The sequence below is a fragment of the Anaeromyxobacter sp. K genome, from assembly GCF_000020805.1.
GTDB lineage: Bacteria > Myxococcota > Myxococcia > Myxococcales > Anaeromyxobacteraceae > Anaeromyxobacter > Anaeromyxobacter dehalogenans.
Map to the genome: position 1 here is coordinate 705,952 of NC_011145.1, position 17,524 is coordinate 723,475.

Here is a 17,524-nt window from a genome sequence, read left to right on the forward strand (position 1 = left end):
ACTAGCCTCCCAGCAGGTCGAGGCCGGCCGTCTCCGGCCAGCCCAGCGCGGCATTCATGGACTGCACCGCCTGCCCCGCGGCGCCCTTCACCAGGTTGTCGATGGCGGAGACCGCCACCAGGGCGCCGGCGCGCGCGTCCAGCGCCGCGCCCACGTGGCAGCGGTTCGTGTGCACCACGTCCTTCACCGCCACCTTGTCGGGCGCGCGCACCGAGACGAACGGCTCGTCGCCGTAGGCCCGCTCCAGCGCAGCGGCCACGTCGGCCTGCGTCGCGCCGGGGGCGGGGCGCAGGACCGCGGTGGCGAGGATGCCGCGGCGGATGGGCACGAGCACCGGGGAGAAGGAGATGGGGCCGCACGCGCCGGCGTGGCGCGCCACGGTCTGCTCGATCTCGGGGACGTGCTGGTGGCGGCCCAGCCGGTAGGCGCGCAGGTCGTCCGAGACCTCGACGAAGCTGTAGTCCTCGCTCGACTTGCGGCCGGCGCCGGACACGCCGGAGAGGCCGGTCACCGCGATGCCGTCCGGCGAGGCCACGCCGCTGCGCACCAGCGGCGCGAGCGCCAGCGCGATGGTCGTGGCGTAGCAGCCCGGGTTCGTCACCAGCCGCGCGCCGGCCAGCGCCTCGCGGCCCAGCTCCGGGCAGCCGTAGCGCGCCTCGGCGAGCAGCTCGGGGGCGGGGTGGGTGAAGCCGTACCAGGCCGGGTAGGCGGCGGGGTCGGTGAGCCGGAACGCGCCGGAGAGATCCACCACCAGCTTCGCCCCGCGCGCGAGCAGCCGCGGCACGAGGTCGGCCGAGACCTCGGCCGGCGTGGCGAGGAACACCACGTCCGCGTCGGCCGACTCGCCCTCGGCGAGCGGCAGGTACGCGAGCGAGGCGGCGGGGCCGGGCAGCGGCAGGCGCGCGCCGGCGCGCTCGCCGCTCCAGCGGTCGGAGTAGATCGCGGTGAGGCGCGCGTGCGGGTGGCGCGCCAGCAGGCGGGTGAGCTCGAGGCCGGAGTAACCGGACGCGCCGATCACCGCGGCCGAATGGCTATGCATGGGGGTGCATAAATATGCAGTCGGCCCGCGATGTCAATACGCGCCGGGCCGGGCCCGCGGGCGCGCCGGGCGATCGGGGCGCGGGCGGGCACGGGAGCGGGCCGGAGCGGCGCCTGGAGGCGAAAAAAAGACCGGCGGGCTTTCGCCCGCCGGTCAGTGCCCAGGAGAGGATTCGAACCTCCACGGTTTTGAGGCCGCCAGACCCTGAATCTGGTGCGTCTACCAGTTCCGCCACCTGGGCGAAGGGGCCTCCTCTCTAGCCGGGGGTGGCCGGGGTGTCAACTAGTACGGGGCCTGCGCCCCGCCCCACGGAGCGGAGCCCCGTGGGGCCCCACCTTGCTCGCCGGGTCCCGTGCGCCGGCGCGAGCGGCTGCGCCGCTTCCGCGCCGGCGCCCCGGCAGCGCTCGCTGCGCTCGCGGGAACGCGCCGTCGCGGGGCTTCTGAACGGGGCTGCGCTCGCGCACGGGGCTGCGGCCGCGACGCACGCGGAATCGCTTCGCTCGCGGAGCGTTCCCGAAGCCGGAGCGGCCGTCTAGAATCCGCCGACTCCGGAGGAATCACCATGCTCGCCACCGTCGCCGCGCTCCACCTCGTCCTCGCCGCCCCGGGCACCGTGCTCGCCCAGGCGAACCCCGGCGACGCGCCCTTCGGCGGCAACCCGCCGCTGCCCGAGAAGGGGAAGCGCAGCCCGGCGCCGCCGCCCGGCGCGATGCTCCCCCCGCCGCCGCCGCCGGCCCAGGACGCGCCCCCCGGCGCGCCCACCGACGCCGCGCCGCCGGAGGCCCGGCCCGCGCCGGCCCCCGCGCCCGCGCGTCCGCCGCCCGCCCGTGCCGAGCCTGCGCCGGCGCCGGCCGCCCCCGCCTCGTACGGCGCCGCCCGGGCCCCGCTCCGCTCGCTCCTCTCCGCCGAGCCGCTCGGCGGCGGCTCCGCCGTCGAGGTCGAGGCGGGCTGGCCGTCGCTCGGCGCGATGTACGGCCAGGGCCTCACCCGGATCGACGACCTGGGCGCGCTCGCCTCGCTGGACTGGGCCAAGACCGAGCTCCGCCTCGGCGGCTGGTACCGCCGCGGCCTGGGGCGCTCGAGCGGCCTCGACGTGGCCGCCCGCCTGGCCGTGGCCTGGTACGCGAACTTCGGCGGCACCTGGATCGACTCGAAGAACCACACCGACCGCGGGCTCGAGGTCGCGCCCGGGCTCGCGCTCTCGCGCCGCGCCGGCGGCGGCGTCGCGTCGGCGCTGGGCGAGCTGCCGCTCGTGTTCACCGTCCGGCACGACGCCGGCCTGCTGTTCCTGCCGCGGGTCACCTTCGCGTACGAGGCGCCGTTCTATGGCGACTTCACGCTGGGGGCCCGCGCCGGCGTGGGCGTGCGCGCCGGCGCGGGCGACGCGCCGCTGAAGGAGACGCGCGGGGAGCTGACGTTCCTGGTGGTGGGCGGATTCCGGGCGTTCTGATCGTAACGAGGGCTGCGCCCTCGCCCCGCCGGCGGAGCCGTCGGGGCCCCACTCCTGCCGCGCGGAGCCCGTGACCGCTCGCGCCCGCATGCGCGGGCGCGCGAGCGGTCCCCGCGGGGAGGGGTTGCACCCCTCCCCAGCCTGCGGCTGGGGCCCCTCCCTGCTGGTGGCGCCACCGCTGCGCCCTCGCACTGCCCGGCGGAGCCGTCGGGGCCCCATTCCTGCCGCGCGGAGCCCGTGACCGCTCGCGCCCGCATGCGCGGGCGCGCGAGCGGTCCCCGCGGGGAGGGGTTGCACCCCTCCCCAGCCTGCGGCTGGGGCCCCTCCCTGCTGGTGGCGCCACCGCTGCGCCCCCGCACTGCCGGCGGAGCGGTCGGGGCGCCACTCCTGCTGCGCGCTCAGCGGTCCCAGCGCGCGTGGGTGACGCCCTGCGCGCCGGGCCTGGCCCCGGAGCCGCCCGCGCCGCCGGCGCCGGGGGTGAGCGTGCTCGCGCCCTCCACCGTCACCGCGCCGCCCTCGTTCAGCAGCGCGACGCTGGGCCCACCGCCTCCGCCGCCGCCCCAGCCGCCGTCGCCGCCGCGCCCGCCGGCCCCGCCGTTGCCGCCTCCGCCGACCTCGCCGGTGCACGTGGCGCCGCCGGTCCCACCGCGGCCGCCGTCGCCGCCCAGGCCGCCGGCGCCCCCGGCGCCGCCCGCGCCGCCGTTCCCGGCGCGCACCGTCGTGTCGCGCAGCACCACTGCGCCGCGGACCACCACCACGCCCAGGGAGGCGCCGCCCCCGCGTCCAGCCCCGCCGCCGGTGCCGAGCCTCCCGCCCGAGCCGCCGCCGCCGCCGCCGTTGCCGGAGCCCTCGTCGCACTCCAGGAACCCGCAGGGCCCCTGGCCGCCGCCGCCTCCACCCCCGCCACCGCCGAAGCCGTCGCCGCCGTTGCCGCCGCCGAACCCGTCGCTCGCGCGGTACGCGTCGGGGAGCGGCAGGAGCCCGCCGAACCCGCCGCCGGGCGCGCCGTTCAGGCCCTGGAAGCCGTCGCCGCCCCTCGACCCGTCCTGCCCGCGCTGGCCCGGCTTGCCGTACGCGCCGCCGCCGCCCGAGGCGCCCCCGTTCGCGCCGCCGCCGGAGGACCCGTTCCTGCCCGCGTTGGCGCCCTCGGCGCCGCCCGCGCCGCCTGCGCCGCCGGGCCACGCGCCCAGCCCCGCCGCGCCGCCCGCGCCCACCGTGCCGCCGTCGCAGGAGCCACCGCCGCCGGAGCCCCCGGCGTTCCCCGCCGCCCCGTCCACGCCGCGGCCGCCCGCCGCGCCCGCCTGGCCGTTCCCCGCCGCGATCGAGCAGCGCGAGAACGTCACCTCGGAGTCCACCAGGAACGCGCCGAACGAGCTGAAGCCCGGCGAGATCGCGTCGGCGGCGGCGACGGTGAAGCCGTCCACCACCACCCCGGTCGCCCCGGTGCCGACGATGCCGCGGAGCGAGCTCCCGATGACGGTCGGCGCGGCGGCGTCGCGGAGCCAGGTGGCCGCGTCGAACCCGCCGTACAGCGAGACGCCGCTCGCGAGCACGATCGGCCCGAAGTAGGTGCCGGCCGCGGCGTACACGGCCGCGCCGGGCACCGCGCCGCCGGGAGCGCTCAGCCGCTGGAGGGCGACGCCCAGCGTGGCGAGCGGGGCGCCGCGGGTGCCGGCGGCGGTGTCGTCGCCACCGGGCGCGACGAACACGGCGGCGGCGGGGTTGCGCAGCACCGTCACCACGACGCGGTCCGGCGCGCTCTCCGACTGGCCGTCGCGGACGGTGAGATCGAACACCAGCGTGGAGACCTCCGCCGGCGCGGTGAACGCCGGCGCCACCCCGTGGAGCGCGCCCGCACCACCGGTCACGTCCGGCCCGGCCACCTGCGTCCACGCATGCTCGAGGCCGGCCCCGTCCGGATCTACGCTGCCCGAGCCGTCGAGCGCGACCGCGGCGCCGGTCGCGACGTCCTGATCGGCCCCGGCGACCGCCACCGGCGCGCGGTTCGTGCCGGTCGTGAAAGACCAGGCGTGATCCGCGGCGAGCGCGCCGCCCGCCAGGCTCCGCACGCCCGCGCTCACGCGGGCCGCGTACGTCGTGTCGCCGAGCAGGACCGCCGGGGTGAACGTCGCCACCGCGCCGGCGACGGTCACGGTGCCGGTCGCGCCGGCGACCGCGATCGCGCCCGGCAGCGTGGCCGGGTCCACCGCGTCGGAGAACGTGATGCGCACCGGCGCGCTCGGGGAGACCTCGGTGGCGCCGTCGGCCGGGACCACCTCGACCACGGTGAGCGGCGCGGGCGGCGGGCCGCCGGACGGGCCGGGGGCGCCGGACGAGCCGGAGCAGGCGGCGGAGAGGGCGATCGCGGCGGCGGCGAGCGCGGTGCGGAAGCGCATGGTGTCGAACCCGGGCCGGGGCCGATGGAGGGGCGCCCCGGGGATGTCCCCCGCGCGCGCAGCGGCGGGCACGTTCGCCCATCCGCCGCACGCGGCGCGCGCTTCCTAGCACCGGCCGGAGGAGCGTCGCCGCGGGATCGCGCCGCCCCCGTCCGCCGGGACAGTGCGACTGGGCGCGACGCGTCCCAGGACCGTGGCAGCGCCGTCCGCTCGGCTCGACGGGCTCCCCCGGAGCGGATCCCGCCCCGCTGGCCGGGCCGGTCGAACGCCTCGGCTACCAGCGCGAGGCGCAGGCCATCGCGACCGGCTCGCCCTGCACCGCGGCGGGCTTCGCCGGCGACGGCTGGCCCTCGCAGGCGCGGTCCACGGCGCGGAGCTTCTGCACCATCTCGCGGGCGGAGATGGCGCCCATCACCCGGTCCGGCACCTCGCGGCCGCGCGGGTCGATGAAGATCACGGTGGGCATGCCCACCACGCCGTACTTCTCGGCGAGCGCGTTGAACGCGTCCGAGCCGTCGGTGCCGTCGAGCTTCACCGCCACGAACCGGGCCGCCTCGTCCTGCACCTCCGGCTTCGCCCAGGCGATCTTGTCCAGCTCCTTGCAGGCGGTGCACCAGTCGGCCCAGAAGTCGATGATGACCGGCCGGCCCTCGGCCTTGGCGAGCGCGAGCGCCTCCGCCTCGGAGTGGAGCCACGTGAAGCCCGCGTGCGCGCGCGCCCGCTCGCGGGCGCCGGCCGCGCCGGCCGCGTAGGCGATCCCGCCCACCAGGAGCGCGACGCCGAGCCCCTTCGCGAGCCGCTGCCGCGCGGGCGCGTGGAAGCTGCCGGAGAGCGCGCCGGCCAGCACGCCGAGCGCCGCCGCGGCGGCCGCCGCGAACGCCGCGCCGCGGGCCGCCGAGAACAGCGGCTTCAGCGCGGGGAACGCGTCCTTCAGGAAGATCAGCGCGGCCGCGAGCAGCGCCACGCCGAACACCGACTTCACCGTCTCCATCCACGCCCCGCTCTTCGGGAGCGAGATGGAGAACGCGCCGATGAGGAAGAACAGCAGCCCCATGCCGAGCGCGTACGCGAACATGATGCCGAAGCCGAACGCGACCGAGCCCTTGGCCGCCACGAAGGTGAGCGCGGCGGCGAGCACCGGCCCGGTGCAGGGCGCGGCGATGATCCCGGAGACGAGCCCCATCGCGAAGGCGCCGGCGCGGCCCGCGCCGCCCACGCCGTTCAGGCGGGCCTGCATCGAGGCCGGGAGCTGCAGCTCGAACGCGCCGAACATCGAGGCCGCCATGGCGGCGAGCACGAGCGCCACGAACCCGATCACCCACGGGTTCTGCATCACGCTGCCGAACGCCTTGCCGGTGAGCGCCGCACCCACCCCGAGGGCGGAGTACATGGCGGCGATGCCGAGCACGTAGAGCGCCGACACCGCCATCGCCTCGCCGCGGGAGCCCGCCTTGCGGGCGCCGAAGATCGAGACGGTGATCGGGATGAGCGGGTACACGCACGGCGTGAGGCTGGTCGCCACGCCGCCGGCGAACGCGACCGCGAACGCCAGCACGGACCCCTCCGCCAGCAGTGCGCCGAGGCGCAGATCGCTCGACCCCCCAGCGGGTCCGAGACCGATCAGGTCTGGAATCCACGCCACGGCGGCGAAGGTGAGTGCGGCGAGGAGGGTGCGGATGGCGAAGCGCATTCGAATGGCCTTGCAGATCTAAGAAAAAAAGTCCTGTCGCGCCCGATAGTTTGGTAGAGGGGGGCCGCTTGACCCGATGACGTGAATCTTTATACTCGACCCCGGCCGTCCACGTTGGTCACGGCCGAGGCCCCTGCATCTTAGAGGTTCCGGGCGCGATGAAGATTCCCATCTACATGGATTACCACGCGACGACGCCCGTCGATCCGCGCGTGCTGGAGGCCATGCTCCCGTACTTCACCACGGAGTACGGGAACGCCGCGTCGAAGAGCCACGCCTTCGGCTGGAAGGCCGAGGAGGCGGTGGAGGCAGCCCGCGAGGAGGTCGCGAAGCTGATCGGCGCCTCGGCCAAGGAGATCGTCTGGACGAGCGGCGCGACCGAGTCCGACAACCTCGCGGTCAAGGGCGCGGCGCACTTCTACCAGGCGAAGGGCAAGCACCTCGTCACCTGCAAGACCGAGCACAAGGCGGTGCTCGACTCGATGCACGCCCTCGAGCGGCAGGGCTTCGAGGTCACCTTCCTCGAGCCCGAGCGCGACGGCCGGCTCGATCCCGCCAAGGTGAAGGCGGCGCTGCGCCCCGACACGATCCTCGTCTCGGTGATGCACGCGAACAACGAGACCGGCGTGGTCCACCCCATCGCCGAGATCGGCCGCATCGCCCGCGAGGCGGGCGTGGTGTTCCACTGCGACGCGGTGCAGTCGATCGGCAAGATCCCGTTCGACGTCGAGGCGATGAACGTGGATCTCGCCTCGATCTCCGCGCACAAGATGTACGGCCCGAAGGGCATGGGCGCGCTCTACGTCCGCCGCAAGCCGCGCGTGCGCCTCGTCGCCGAGATGGACGGCGGCGGCCACGAGCGCGGCTTCCGCTCGGGCACGCTGAACGTCCCCGGCATCGTGGGCATGGGCAAGGCGGCCGAGCTGGCGCGGCTGGAGCGGGACGCCGAGGCGGTCCGCGTCACCGCGCTCCGCGAGCGGCTGCGCAAGGGCCTGGAGAAGGAGCTCGATCTCCTGACCGTGAACGGCAGCCTGGAGCACCGCGTCCCCGGCAACCTCAACGTGAGCTTCGCCTACGTCGAGGGCGAGGCGCTCATGATGGCGGTGAAGGACGTGGCGGTCTCCTCCGGCTCCGCCTGCACCAGCGCGTCGCTCGAGCCGTCCTACGTGCTCCGGGCGATGGGCGTGTCGGAGGACCTGGCCCACTCGTCGATCCGCTTCGGCCTGGGCCGGTTCAGCACGGAGGAGGAGGTGGACTACGCGATCCGCCTCTTCGGCGAGAAGGTCCGCAAGCTGCGCGAGATGTCGCCGCTCTACGAGATGGTGAAGGACGGCGTCGACCTGAACCAGATCGAGTGGGCGAACCCACACTAGGACCGGGACTGCTCGAGCCGGTCCACGTGGACGGGAACGAGGGAAGGAACGACCGATGGCGTACTCCGAGAAGCTCATCGACCACTACGAGCACCCCCGCAACGTCGGCTCGCTCGACAAGAACGATCCGGACGTCGGCACGGGCCTGGTGGGCGCCCCGGCCTGCGGCGACGTGATGAAGCTGCAGATCAAGGTCAGCGACGACGGCGTCATCGAGGACGCGAAGTTCAAGACGTTCGGCTGCGGGTCGGCCATCGCCTCGTCGTCGCTCGTGACCGAGTGGGTGAAGGGCCGGACGGTGGAGGAGGCCCTCACCATCAAGAACACCGACGTGGCGAACGAGCTGAACCTGCCGCCGGTCAAGATCCACTGCTCGGTCCTGGCGGAGGATGCCATCAAGGCGGCGGTGGCCGACTGGCAGAAGAAGCACGGCCGGGAGCCGTCGGTGAAGCCGAACACGGTCCAGGGCGATCGCAGCGCGCTCATCGAGAAGGGCGTGCTGAAGTCCGGGATCTAGGAGCGCGGGACATGGCGGCGGCGATCGAGATCAGCGAGAAGGCGGCGGTGCAGATCAAGGCGCTGGGCGCGCAGAAGGGCACGCCCGCGGGCGGGCTCCGCCTCGGCGTGAAGGGCGGGGGCTGCTCGGGCCTGTCGTACTTCATCGACTGGTCGAACGAGCCGGCCAGGTTCGACCAGGTCATCGAGCGCGACGGCGCGCGCGTGTTCGTGGACCCGAAGAGCGCGGTGTTCCTCGCCGGCACCGTGATCGACTGGCAGCAGACGCTCATGCAGACCGGGTTCGTGTTCCGGAACCCGAACGTGAAGAGCGCCTGCGGCTGCGGCGAGTCCTTCACGATCTAGCCGCCCCGGCTGGATCGCGTTCCCGCTTCGCCCCGCGCCACGGCGCGCAGGCAGGGCGGGAACGATCGTTATCGGGGCCACGGAGGCCGCGTGGCGCACTGCTGGAGCTGCAAGGCGCAGGAGGAGCAGCAGACCCCCTTCTGCCCGAGCTGCCAGAAGATCCAGCCGGTCGGACGCACCGAGGACTACTTCTCGCTGCTCGGCCTGCCGCGCCAGTTCGCGCTCGATCCCGCGGAGCTCGACCGCAACTTCCGCACGCTCTCCCGCTCGCTGCACCCCGATCGCTTCGCGAAGGCGGAGGCGCGCGAGCGCCGGCTCTCGCTGGAGCGCGCCACCCGGCTGAACGACGCGCACCGCTACCTGAAGGACTGGCGCCTCCGCGCCGCCTACCTGCTCAAGCTGGCCGGCACCGACGTGTTCGCCGAGGGCAGGACCTTCGCCGACCCGCAGTTCCTCGAGGAGCAGCTGGAGTGGCGCGAGGACATGGCGCTCGCCCAGTCGGATCGCGACGCGGCCGGCCTGCGCGACATCGCGGCCCGCGCCCGGGCCCGCCTGCAGGCCCTCGAGACCGAGGTGGCGCGCTGCTTCGAGGACGATCACTGGTTCTCGGAGCTGGTGATCGAGATCGCTCGCCTGCTCTCCCGCGCCCGGTATTACGACCACATCATCGCGGACGCGGAGCGCGCCAGCGCGGCGGTCGCGTCCTAGCGATCCGTAGTAGAAGAAAGCCATGCCCCGCGCGATCGGGATCGACCTCGGCACGACCAACTCGCTCGTCGCCCACGTGGACGAGCGGAACCGCCCCCGCATCCTCCCGGTGGACGAGGGCAGGCCGCTGCTCGCGTCGGCGGTGTTCTATCCGCCGGACGGCAGCGTCGAGGTCGGCGGCGCCGCCAAGCGCCGCGCCCCCGAGCGGCCGGTGGACACGATCCTGTCGGTGAAGCGCTTCATGGGCCGCGGTCCGGGCGACATCCGGCCGGAGGACCGGGGCATCTACCAGTTCGACGAGGCCGGCGCGATGGTGCGCCTCCGCGTCGGCGGCGGTAAGCGCACGGTGACGCCGATCGAGGTCTCGGCGGAGATCCTGCGCGTGCTGCGGCGCGCGGCGGGCGAGGCGCTGGGCGGCGCCCCGGGCGGCTGCGTGATCACCGTGCCGGCGTACTTCGACGACGCGCAGCGCCAGGCCACCAAGGACGCCGGCCGGCTCGCCGGGCTCGACGTGCTGCGCCTGCTGAACGAGCCGACCGCGGCCGCGGTGGCGTACGGCCTCGACAAGCGCTCGCAGGGCGTGTTCGCGGTCTACGACCTGGGCGGCGGCACGTTCGACGTGTCGATCCTGCGGCTGGAGGAGGGCGTGTTCGAGGTGCTCTCCACCGTCGGCGACACGCACCTCGGCGGCGACGACTTCGACCGGCTGGTGGCGCGCACGCTGCTCGACGGCGGCCTCACCCCGCCGAACCCCGACCCGTCGCCGGCGGTGCTGCGCGGCGCGGTGGCGGCGGCGCAGCGGATCCGCGAGGCGCTCACCGACCAGGAGACGGTCGAGGCCGAGGTGGAGCTGCCGGAGGGCCACCACCTGCGGGCGCGGCTGACCCGGGCCGAGCTGGAGGCGCTCATCCTGCCGGTGGTGGAGCGCACCACGATCCCGTGCCGGGCGGCGCTCCGCGACGCGGGCGTCGAGAAGGTGGACGGGGTGGTGCTGGTGGGCGGGGCCACGCGCACGCCGCTGGTGCGCCGCCACGTGAAGGCGCTCTTCGGCCAGGAGCCGCTCACCGACCTCGACCCGGACACGGTGGTGGCGCTCGGCGCCGCGGTGCAGGCCGACGCGCTCGACCGCGGCGGGCGCGAGGACGTGCTGCTGCTCGACGTCATCCCGCTCTCGCTCGGCGTCGAGATGATGGGCGGGGTGGTCGAGAAGATCATCCTGCGCAACTCCACCATCCCGGCCTCCGCCACCCAGCAGTTCACCACCTACGCCGACGGCCAGACCGGCATGGTCATCCACGTGGTGCAGGGCGAGCGCGAGCTGGCCCGCGACTGCCGCTCGCTGGCCCGCTTCACGTTGAAGGGCATCCCGCCCATGCCGGCCGGCATCGCACGGGTGGAGATCACCTACTCGGTGGACGCGGACGGCATCCTGCAGGTCTCGGCGCGCGAGCTCACCACCGGCATCGAGCAGCGGATCCAGGTGAAGCCCACGTACGGCCTCACCGAGGAAGAGGTCGAGCACATGCTGGTGGAGAGCATCGAGCACGCCGAGGAGGACGTGTCCGAGCGCTTCCTGCGCGAGTGGCGGGTGGAGGGCGACCGGATCCTCTCCTCGCTCGAGACCGCGTTCGCGATGGACGGCGAGCTGCTCCGGCCCGACGAGCGGGCCGCCGTCGAGGAGCGGATGCGCGGCCTGCGCACCGCCATGGAGGGCACCGACTACCTGGCGGTGAAGGCCTGGATCGAGTCGGTGGACGCGGCCTCCAAGGCGTTCGCGGAGCGGCGCATGGACAAGCACGTGGCGAAGGCCATGGCCGGCCACCGCGTGGACGAGTTCGGCGACGCCCCGCCGGCCACCGGCGCGAAGGGCGAGGACCAGGAACACGGGGAGGAGGGCTGACGTGCCGAGGGTGACCTTCCTCCCGGACGGGAAGTCGGCCGAGGTGCCGGCGGGGACCTCGATCCTCGACGCGGCGGAGGCCGCGGACGTGGACCTGCCGCACAACTGCGGCGGGGTCGCGGCGTGCACCACCTGTCACGTGTGGATCGAGCAGGGGCTCGCCTCGCTCTCGGAGCTCGGCGACCGCGAGGACGACAAGCTGAACGAGGCGGCGGGGCTCTCGCCCAGCTCGCGGCTCGGGTGCCAGGCCTGCGTCGGCGGCGAGGACGTGGTGGTCCGCATCCCCGGCAACCGCATCGCGTCGTGAGCCGCGGCCGCCGCGGCCGGCGCTGGAGGCGAACATGAAGTGGACGGACGTGCGGGACATCGCGATCGAGCTGGCGGACCGCCACCCCGGCGTGGCGCCGCTCTCGGTGCGCTTCACCGACCTGCACCGCTGGGTCCGCGAGCTGCCCGGCTTCGCCGACGACCCGGAGAAGTCGAGCGAGAAGGTCCTCGAGGCCATCCAGATGGCCTGGCTCGACGAGGTCGAGTAGCGGCCTATCGCGCCCAGGCCAGCAGGGCGGGCGCGATGCGCGGGAGCGGGAGCACCTCGACGGCCCCGCCGCGGGCGATGGCCTCCTTCGGCATCCCGAACACCACCGAGGTGGACTCGTCCTGCGCGACCGTGTGCGCGCCGGCCCGCCGCAGCTCCACCATCCCGTCCGCGCCGTCATCGCCCATGCCGGTGAGCAGGATGGCGAGCGTGCCCGGTCCCGCGATGCGCGCGGCCGAGTGGAACAGCACGTCCACGCTGGGCCGGTGCAGCGAGACCGGCGGGCCGTCGGACACCACCGCCACCAGCCCGCCCGCGCGCTTCACCGAGAGGTGACGGTTGCCGGGCGCCACCAGCGCGCGCCCGGGCAGCAGCCGATCGCCGTCGGCGGCCTCCTTCACCTCGATCCGGCAGAGCTTGTCGAGGCGCCTCGCGAACTGCTCGGTGAACACCTCCGGCATGTGCTGCACCACCGCGATGGCGGGCGCGTCGGCCGGCATCGCCTCGAGCAGCACGCGCAGCGCCTCGGTGCCGCCGGTCGAGGCGCCCACCACCACCAGCTCGGCGCGCCCGGGCCGCGCCGCGAGCCGGGGGGCGGGCCGGGGCTGGGCGCCGGCCGGCGCCCGGGGCAGCGGGCGGAGCGCGCGGACCCGGGCCCGCAGGCGCGCCTGCGTGGCGGCGCGGACCACCTCCACGATCCGCCGCGCCGACTCCTCCAGGAACCCCTTCACCCCGAGGCGCGGCTTCTCGATGACGTCCACCGCGCCGTGCTCCAGCGCGTGCAGCGCCACCTCGCTCCCCGGCCCGGCCAGGCCCGAGCACACCACCACCGGCACGGGATCCTGGGCCATGACGCGGTCGAGGAACGTGAGCCCGTCCATGCGCGGCATCTCGATGTCGAGGACGATCGCGTCCGGGCGGGCCCGGCGCATCTTGTCCATCGCCACCAGCGGGTCGATGGCGGTCTCGACCTCGAGCCCGGCCCGTCCCAGGATCTGGGACAGCGCCATCCGGACCACCGCCGAGTCGTCCACCACCAGGATGCGCGGCGCCACGGGCAGGACCTCAGGCGGAACGCGCCGGCGGCGCGTCGGCGGCGAGCTGGTACACGGTGGGCACGACCGCGCGCGCCCGGGTGGAGAGGCCGCCCAGGCTCTCGGCGTGGCCGAGGAACAGGTGGCCCCCCGGCACCAGCCGGTCGATGAGCCGGTTCACCACCTTGGCCTTGGTGTCGCGGTCGAAGTAGATGAGGACGTTCCGGCAGAACACGAGGTCGAAGTGCCCGATGGCCGGGTACGGCTCCTGGCTGAGGTTCAGGCGCGCGAAGCGGACCAGGCGGCGGATCTCCGGCCCGGCCTTCATGAGGCCCTCCTGGCTCCCGAAGCCCCGCAGCATGTAGGCCTTCAGGTACGGCGTCGGGATCTCCTTCGCCTTCTCCACCGGCCACAGCCCGTCCTCGGCGCGCGCCAGCACCTTGGTGGAGAGATCGGTGGCGACGATCTCCACCTCCCAGCCGGGCAGCCCGGCCAGCAGCGACATGGCGAGCGAGTACGGCTCCTCGCCGGTGGAGCACGCGGCGCTCCACACGCGCGCCCGCCGCGGCCGCCGGCCCGCGTCCGCCTCGGCCACCCAGGCCGGGACGATCCGCTCCGCCAGCAGGTCGAAGTGGCGCGGCTCGCGGAAGAAGTGCGTCTCGTTGGTGCAGATGGCGTCGAGCATCCGCACGCGCTCGGCGCCGTCCTCCACCACGCGGTCGTAGTACTCGCCGTAGCCGTGCAGCCCGAGCTCGCGCAGGCGGCGCGCCAGCCGGCCCACCAGCAGCGCCTTCTTCACCGGCGCGAGCCAGATGCCCGCCTCGCGGTTGATGAGCGCCTGGAAGCGCAGGAAGTCGCGGTCGCTCACCGTGGCGAGCGGGCGCGGTTCGACCAGCGCGGCGCGGCGGGGCGCGCCCTCCTCGGCGGCGCGGCTCACGGGGCGGGCGGCGCCTCCGCGGCGGGCTCGGGCGCGGCGGCGGCCTCTCCCGCGCCCTCGGCGGCGGGCGCCTCGGCCTCGGGCAGCCCGTCGCGCACCGCCTCGGCGAACTCCTTCTCGTCGGCGGAGATGACGCGGTCGAGGTCGAGCAGCAGCACGAAGCGCTTGCCGACCTTGCCCATGCCGAGCAGGAAGTCCACGCGGACCTGCGTGCCGAACGACGGGGGCGGCTCGACGTCGTCGAACCCGAGCTCGATCACCTCGCGGACCGCGTCGGCCATGACGCCCACGACCGTGGGCTGGCCCTCGAGCAGCGCCTCGACGATGAGGATGCAGGTGAGGCGGGTCACCTCGGTCTCGGCCAGGCCGAACTTCACGCCCAGGTCGATCACCGGGACCACCGCGCCCCGCAGGTTGATGACCCCGCGGACGGAGCGCGGCGTGGAAGGCACCCGCGTGATCGTCTCGTACTGCAGGATCTCCTTCACCTTGAGGATGCCGACGCCGTACTCGGCGCCCCCCAGCGAGAAGGACAGGTACTGTGCGCGCTGCGCGCTCTCGGTGCTCTCGGCCATGGTTCCTCCCTCGGGTTCGCGATGCCTCAGGCGGCCGCCTGCGCCGCCGCCCGGCGGAGCGTCTCGCGCAGGATGCCCGCCACGTCCAGGATCAGGGCCACCCGGCCGTTGCCCAGGATCGACGATCCCGAGACGCCGGCCACGGCGCCCACCAGCCCGCCCAGCGGCTTGATCACCGTCGAGCTCTCGCCGTGCAGCACGTCCACCGCCACGCCCGCCACCTGGGCGCCGTGCTGCACCACCACCACGTTCTCGCGCTGCGGCGCGGCGCCGGCCACCTTGAAGTGGTCGCGGAGCCGCAGGTACGGGAGCGGCTTCCCGCGCACGTTGATGACGCCCCAGGGCGCGCCGGCCCGCGTCTCCTCCGGCGGCAGCTCCAGGCACTCGGAGACCGCGTCGAGCGGGAGGATGTACGTCTCGCCGCCCACGCCCACCTTGAAGCCCTGGATGATGGCGAGGGTGAGCGGGACGCGCAGGGTGATGGCGGTGCCGTGCCCCGGCTCGCTCTCCACCGACACGGAGCCGCGCAGCGCCTCGATGTTGCGCCGGACCACGTCCATGCCCACGCCGCGGCCGGACAGCTCGGTGACCGCGTCCGCGGTGGACAGGCCCGGCTCGAAGATCAGGCCGGCCGCGTCCTCGGGCCCGATGCGGGCGGGGTCGGAGGCGAGCCCGCGCGCCACCGCCTGCTGCGCGATGCGCCGCACGTCCAGGCCGCGCCCGTCGTCCAGCACCTGCACCACCATGCTGCCCGCGTCGTGGAACGCGCGCAGCGTGAGCGTGCCCACCGGCGGCTTGCCCGCGGCGCGGCGCTCGTCGGGGCGCTCGATGCCGTGGTCGAGCGCGTTGCGGACCATGTGCAGCAGCGGGTCGCGGATGTGCTCGATGACCGCGGTGTCCACCTCGACGTCCTCGCCCTCCATCACCAGCCGGGCCTGCTTGCCCAGGTTCGAGGCGAGGTCGCGCAGCGTGCGCACGTGCTGGTGGAACGTCGGCCCGATGGGCACCATGCGGGCCTTCATGATCAGCTCCTGCAGGTCGAGGTAGAGCCGGTCCGCCTCGCGGTGCGCGTCGAGCGCGTCCTCCGCCGAAACCCCGCCGCGCCGCTCCAGCATCTCGCCCAGGCGGCCGCGCGCGATGGCGATCTCGCCGGACAGGTTGAGCATGCGGTCGAGCTTGCCCACGTCGACGCGGAGCGTGCGCGCGGCGGCCGCGTGCGGCGCGTGCGGCTCGTGCGCGTCCGGCGCCTCGGCGGCGCCCGAGGGCGCGGCGCGCTCGGCCACCGCCGCCCGGGCCGCCTCGGCCAGCCTGGCGCGGAACGCCAGGACCGCATCCGAGGCGCCGCCCCCGCCGGCGCCGGCCTCGGCCACCGCCCCGCGGAGCACGTCCACCGACTGGAGCAGCAGCGTCACCAGGGGGTCGGTGACCGCCAGCGTCTTCTGGCGGAGGCGCTCCAGCACGTCCTCGAGGTCGTGCGCCACGTCGCGCGCGCCGTCGAACGACACCAGCGACGCGGCGCCCTTCAGCGTGTGCACGTCGCGGAACAGCGCGTTCAGGAGCTCGTCGTCCTCCGGCGTGCGCTCCAGCGCGAGGAGCTGCTGCTCCATGTGCGCGAACGTCTCGTCCGCCTCCGCCAGGAACGTGGCGAGCAGCGCCTCGCGATCGATCTCGAGCTCGTCCATCACCGCTCCCTAGAGCTGCCGCACCCAGGCGGCGCCGTCGTCCACGTGGAAGATGAGCTTGCGGCCCCGCGCGCCGCCCACGTCGCGGTCGAGCACCGGGATGCGCGCCTCCTCGAGGAGGCGCAGGGCCAGCTGTACGTTCTCGTCGCCGAGGTTGCGCGCGCCGCGGAACGCGCCGATGACGCTGGCGCCGCCGAAGACCTTCGCGACCAGGCGCGCCCGCCGCGCCCCGGCCCGCTCCACCGCCTCGACGAGCTGCGGGACCGCGACCGTGCCGAAGCGCGCCGACTGCTCGCGCTCGACGTGCAGCGGCAGCAGGAAGTGGTTCATCCCGCCCACCCGCGCGACCGGATCGTGCAGGCACACCGCCACGCAGGAACCGAGCACGGTGACGATCGCGGTCGGCTCGGCCGCCACGGCGATCTGGCCCGCGTGCAGGTACACCTGGGCGCGGCCGCCGCCGCCCGGGGTCTCCCCGGCCGCCGGCGCTGCTCGATCCGGCGCTGCGCCGGTGGTGCGGGTCACGGTCAGCTCGCCGCGCCGGCGCGCTCGGCCTGCGCGCGGAGGTGGAGCGCCAGGCCCGCGTGCGCCGAGAGCAGGTCGAACACCGCCTGGTCGGACTCGCCCAGGCCCGGCTTGTGGCCGAGCAGCCGGAAGATCGCGAGCACCGCGGTGACGCGGTCGCCGACGCGGAGCGGGATGCAGGCGGTGAGGTCCCGGTCCGCCTCGTCGGGCGAGCCGTCGCGGCCCGCCACGTACAGCCGGCCGGTCCGGGCGGTGCGCCCGATGGCGCCCTCGCCGAGCGCGATCTCGCGGAGCGGGCCGGGCGCCACGCCGAACGCGTGCGCCAGCACCAGCTTGCCGTCGCGCACCTCGAGCAGCGCGAGCTCCTCGGTCCCCACCACGTTGATGACGATCTCCTGGAGCGCGGTGAGCACCTCGGCGCGGGTGGGCGCGCCGTGGATCCGCTCCAGCGCCACGAACAGCTGCGCCAGCTCGGAGTGGCGCTCCTCCACCGCCACGTAGTCGTCGGAGACGCGCTGGTGCTCGGCCTCGATCTCCGCCAGCCGGTCGCGCAGGCGCGCGCGCTCGGCGGTGGCGTGCTCGACCGCCTCGCGCGCCAGCGCCAGCTCGGCCGCGAGCCGCTTCTTCTCGAGGTCCACCGCCGCGGGCGGCGACGGCTCGGCGGCGGCCGGCACGGGCGCGGGCGTCGAGGCGGAGTGGCGCGACTCGGAGAGCCGCTCCTTCTCGGTCCGGAGCGAGCTGATGAGCTCGCGCAGCTTCTCGTTCACCTGCTGCAGGTCGCGGCCGGTGCCGCCCGGCTTGCCACGGATGTCGCTCATG

At 75.1% G+C, this 17,524-nt stretch carries 17 protein-coding genes and 1 tRNA gene; 8 read left to right on the top strand and 10 right to left on the bottom strand.

The window, feature by feature from the left end:
- Position 1 precedes the first annotated feature (1 nt).
- Complete coding sequence (gene argC / locus ANAEK_RS03095) at positions 2-1,039, bottom strand: N-acetyl-gamma-glutamyl-phosphate reductase (protein ID WP_012524694.1); 1,038 nt, start codon at positions 1,037-1,039, stop codon at positions 2-4.
- 157 nt (positions 1,040-1,196) lie between these two features.
- A tRNA-Leu gene (locus ANAEK_RS03100) sits at positions 1,197-1,280 on the bottom strand.
- A gap of 321 nt (positions 1,281-1,601) precedes the next feature.
- Here ANAEK_RS03100 and ANAEK_RS03105 point away from each other — a divergent pair.
- A complete protein-coding gene (locus ANAEK_RS03105) occupies positions 1,602-2,489 on the top strand; it encodes a hypothetical protein (protein ID WP_012524695.1) in 888 nt (295 codons plus the stop codon).
- Between the two features lie 398 nt (positions 2,490-2,887).
- Here ANAEK_RS03105 and ANAEK_RS23515 read toward each other — a convergent pair whose 3' ends face one another.
- Entirely contained in the window at positions 2,888-4,885 is a 1,998-nt protein-coding gene (locus tag ANAEK_RS23515; protein ID WP_012524696.1) for an Ig-like domain-containing protein, read from the bottom strand.
- Positions 4,886-5,159: 274 nt separating this feature from the next.
- The gene (locus ANAEK_RS03115; protein WP_012524697.1) at positions 5,160-6,575 is read right to left on the bottom strand and encodes a protein-disulfide reductase DsbD; all 1,416 of its coding nucleotides are present in this window, start codon (positions 6,573-6,575) and stop codon (positions 5,160-5,162) included.
- A 158-nt stretch (positions 6,576-6,733) separates the two neighbouring features.
- Here ANAEK_RS03115 and ANAEK_RS03120 point away from each other — a divergent pair, with 158 nt between their 5' ends.
- The 7 genes from ANAEK_RS03120 (at position 6,734) to iscX (ending at position 11,953) form a co-directional block, all read left to right on the top strand.
- Entirely contained in the window at positions 6,734-7,948 is a 1,215-nt protein-coding gene (locus tag ANAEK_RS03120; RefSeq protein ID WP_012524698.1) for an IscS subfamily cysteine desulfurase, read from the top strand.
- A gap of 55 nt (positions 7,949-8,003) precedes the next feature.
- Positions 8,004-8,465, top strand: coding sequence for a Fe-S cluster assembly scaffold IscU (gene iscU / locus ANAEK_RS03125; RefSeq protein WP_012524699.1), 462 nt, complete (start codon positions 8,004-8,006; stop codon positions 8,463-8,465).
- Positions 8,466-8,476: 11 nt separating this feature from the next.
- Positions 8,477-8,809: an iron-sulfur cluster assembly accessory protein gene (locus tag ANAEK_RS03130; protein ID WP_012524700.1), complete on the top strand. Its 333-nt coding sequence runs from the start codon at positions 8,477-8,479 to the stop codon at positions 8,807-8,809.
- Positions 8,810-8,899: 90 nt separating this feature from the next.
- On the top strand, positions 8,900-9,517 hold the full coding sequence (gene hscB, locus ANAEK_RS03135) for a Fe-S protein assembly co-chaperone HscB (protein WP_012524701.1): 618 nt from the start codon (positions 8,900-8,902) through the stop codon (positions 9,515-9,517).
- A 22-nt stretch (positions 9,518-9,539) separates the two neighbouring features.
- Positions 9,540-11,417: a Fe-S protein assembly chaperone HscA gene (hscA, locus tag ANAEK_RS03140; RefSeq protein ID WP_012524702.1), complete on the top strand. Its 1,878-nt coding sequence runs from the start codon at positions 9,540-9,542 to the stop codon at positions 11,415-11,417.
- Position 11,418: 1 nt separating this feature from the next.
- Positions 11,419-11,724, top strand: coding sequence for a 2Fe-2S iron-sulfur cluster-binding protein (locus tag ANAEK_RS03145; RefSeq protein WP_012524703.1), 306 nt, complete (start codon positions 11,419-11,421; stop codon positions 11,722-11,724).
- A gap of 34 nt (positions 11,725-11,758) precedes the next feature.
- Positions 11,759-11,953, top strand: coding sequence for a Fe-S cluster assembly protein IscX (gene iscX / locus ANAEK_RS03150; protein WP_011419658.1), 195 nt, complete (start codon positions 11,759-11,761; stop codon positions 11,951-11,953).
- Positions 11,954-11,957: 4 nt separating this feature from the next.
- On the opposite strand, the gene ANAEK_RS03155 is transcribed toward iscX, so the two are convergent.
- Genes ANAEK_RS03155 through ANAEK_RS03180 form a run of 6 tightly spaced genes read right to left on the bottom strand, consistent with a single transcriptional unit; the run spans position 11,958 to position 17,523 of the window.
- Positions 11,958-13,007, bottom strand: a complete 1,050-nt coding sequence (locus tag ANAEK_RS03155) for a chemotaxis response regulator protein-glutamate methylesterase (RefSeq protein ID WP_012524704.1) — start codon at positions 13,005-13,007, stop codon at positions 11,958-11,960.
- Positions 13,008-13,017: 10 nt separating this feature from the next.
- Positions 13,018-13,923, bottom strand: a complete 906-nt coding sequence (locus ANAEK_RS03160) for a protein-glutamate O-methyltransferase CheR (protein WP_012524705.1) — start codon at positions 13,921-13,923, stop codon at positions 13,018-13,020.
- On the bottom strand, positions 13,920-14,498 hold the full coding sequence (locus ANAEK_RS03165) for a chemotaxis protein CheW (RefSeq protein ID WP_012524706.1): 579 nt from the start codon (positions 14,496-14,498) through the stop codon (positions 13,920-13,922). The genes ANAEK_RS03160 and ANAEK_RS03165 overlap by 4 nt, the downstream gene beginning before the upstream one ends.
- A 26-nt stretch (positions 14,499-14,524) precedes the next feature.
- The gene (locus ANAEK_RS03170) at positions 14,525-16,180 is read right to left on the bottom strand and encodes a chemotaxis protein CheA (RefSeq protein ID WP_012524707.1); all 1,656 of its coding nucleotides are present in this window, start codon (positions 16,178-16,180) and stop codon (positions 14,525-14,527) included.
- 9 nt (positions 16,181-16,189) lie between these two features.
- Complete coding sequence (locus ANAEK_RS03175; protein ID WP_012524708.1) at positions 16,190-16,705, bottom strand: chemotaxis protein CheD; 516 nt, start codon at positions 16,703-16,705, stop codon at positions 16,190-16,192.
- A 2-nt stretch (positions 16,706-16,707) separates the two neighbouring features.
- Positions 16,708-17,523, bottom strand: a complete 816-nt coding sequence (locus ANAEK_RS03180) for a GAF domain-containing protein (RefSeq protein WP_012524709.1) — start codon at positions 17,521-17,523, stop codon at positions 16,708-16,710.
- Position 17,524 lies beyond the last annotated feature (1 nt).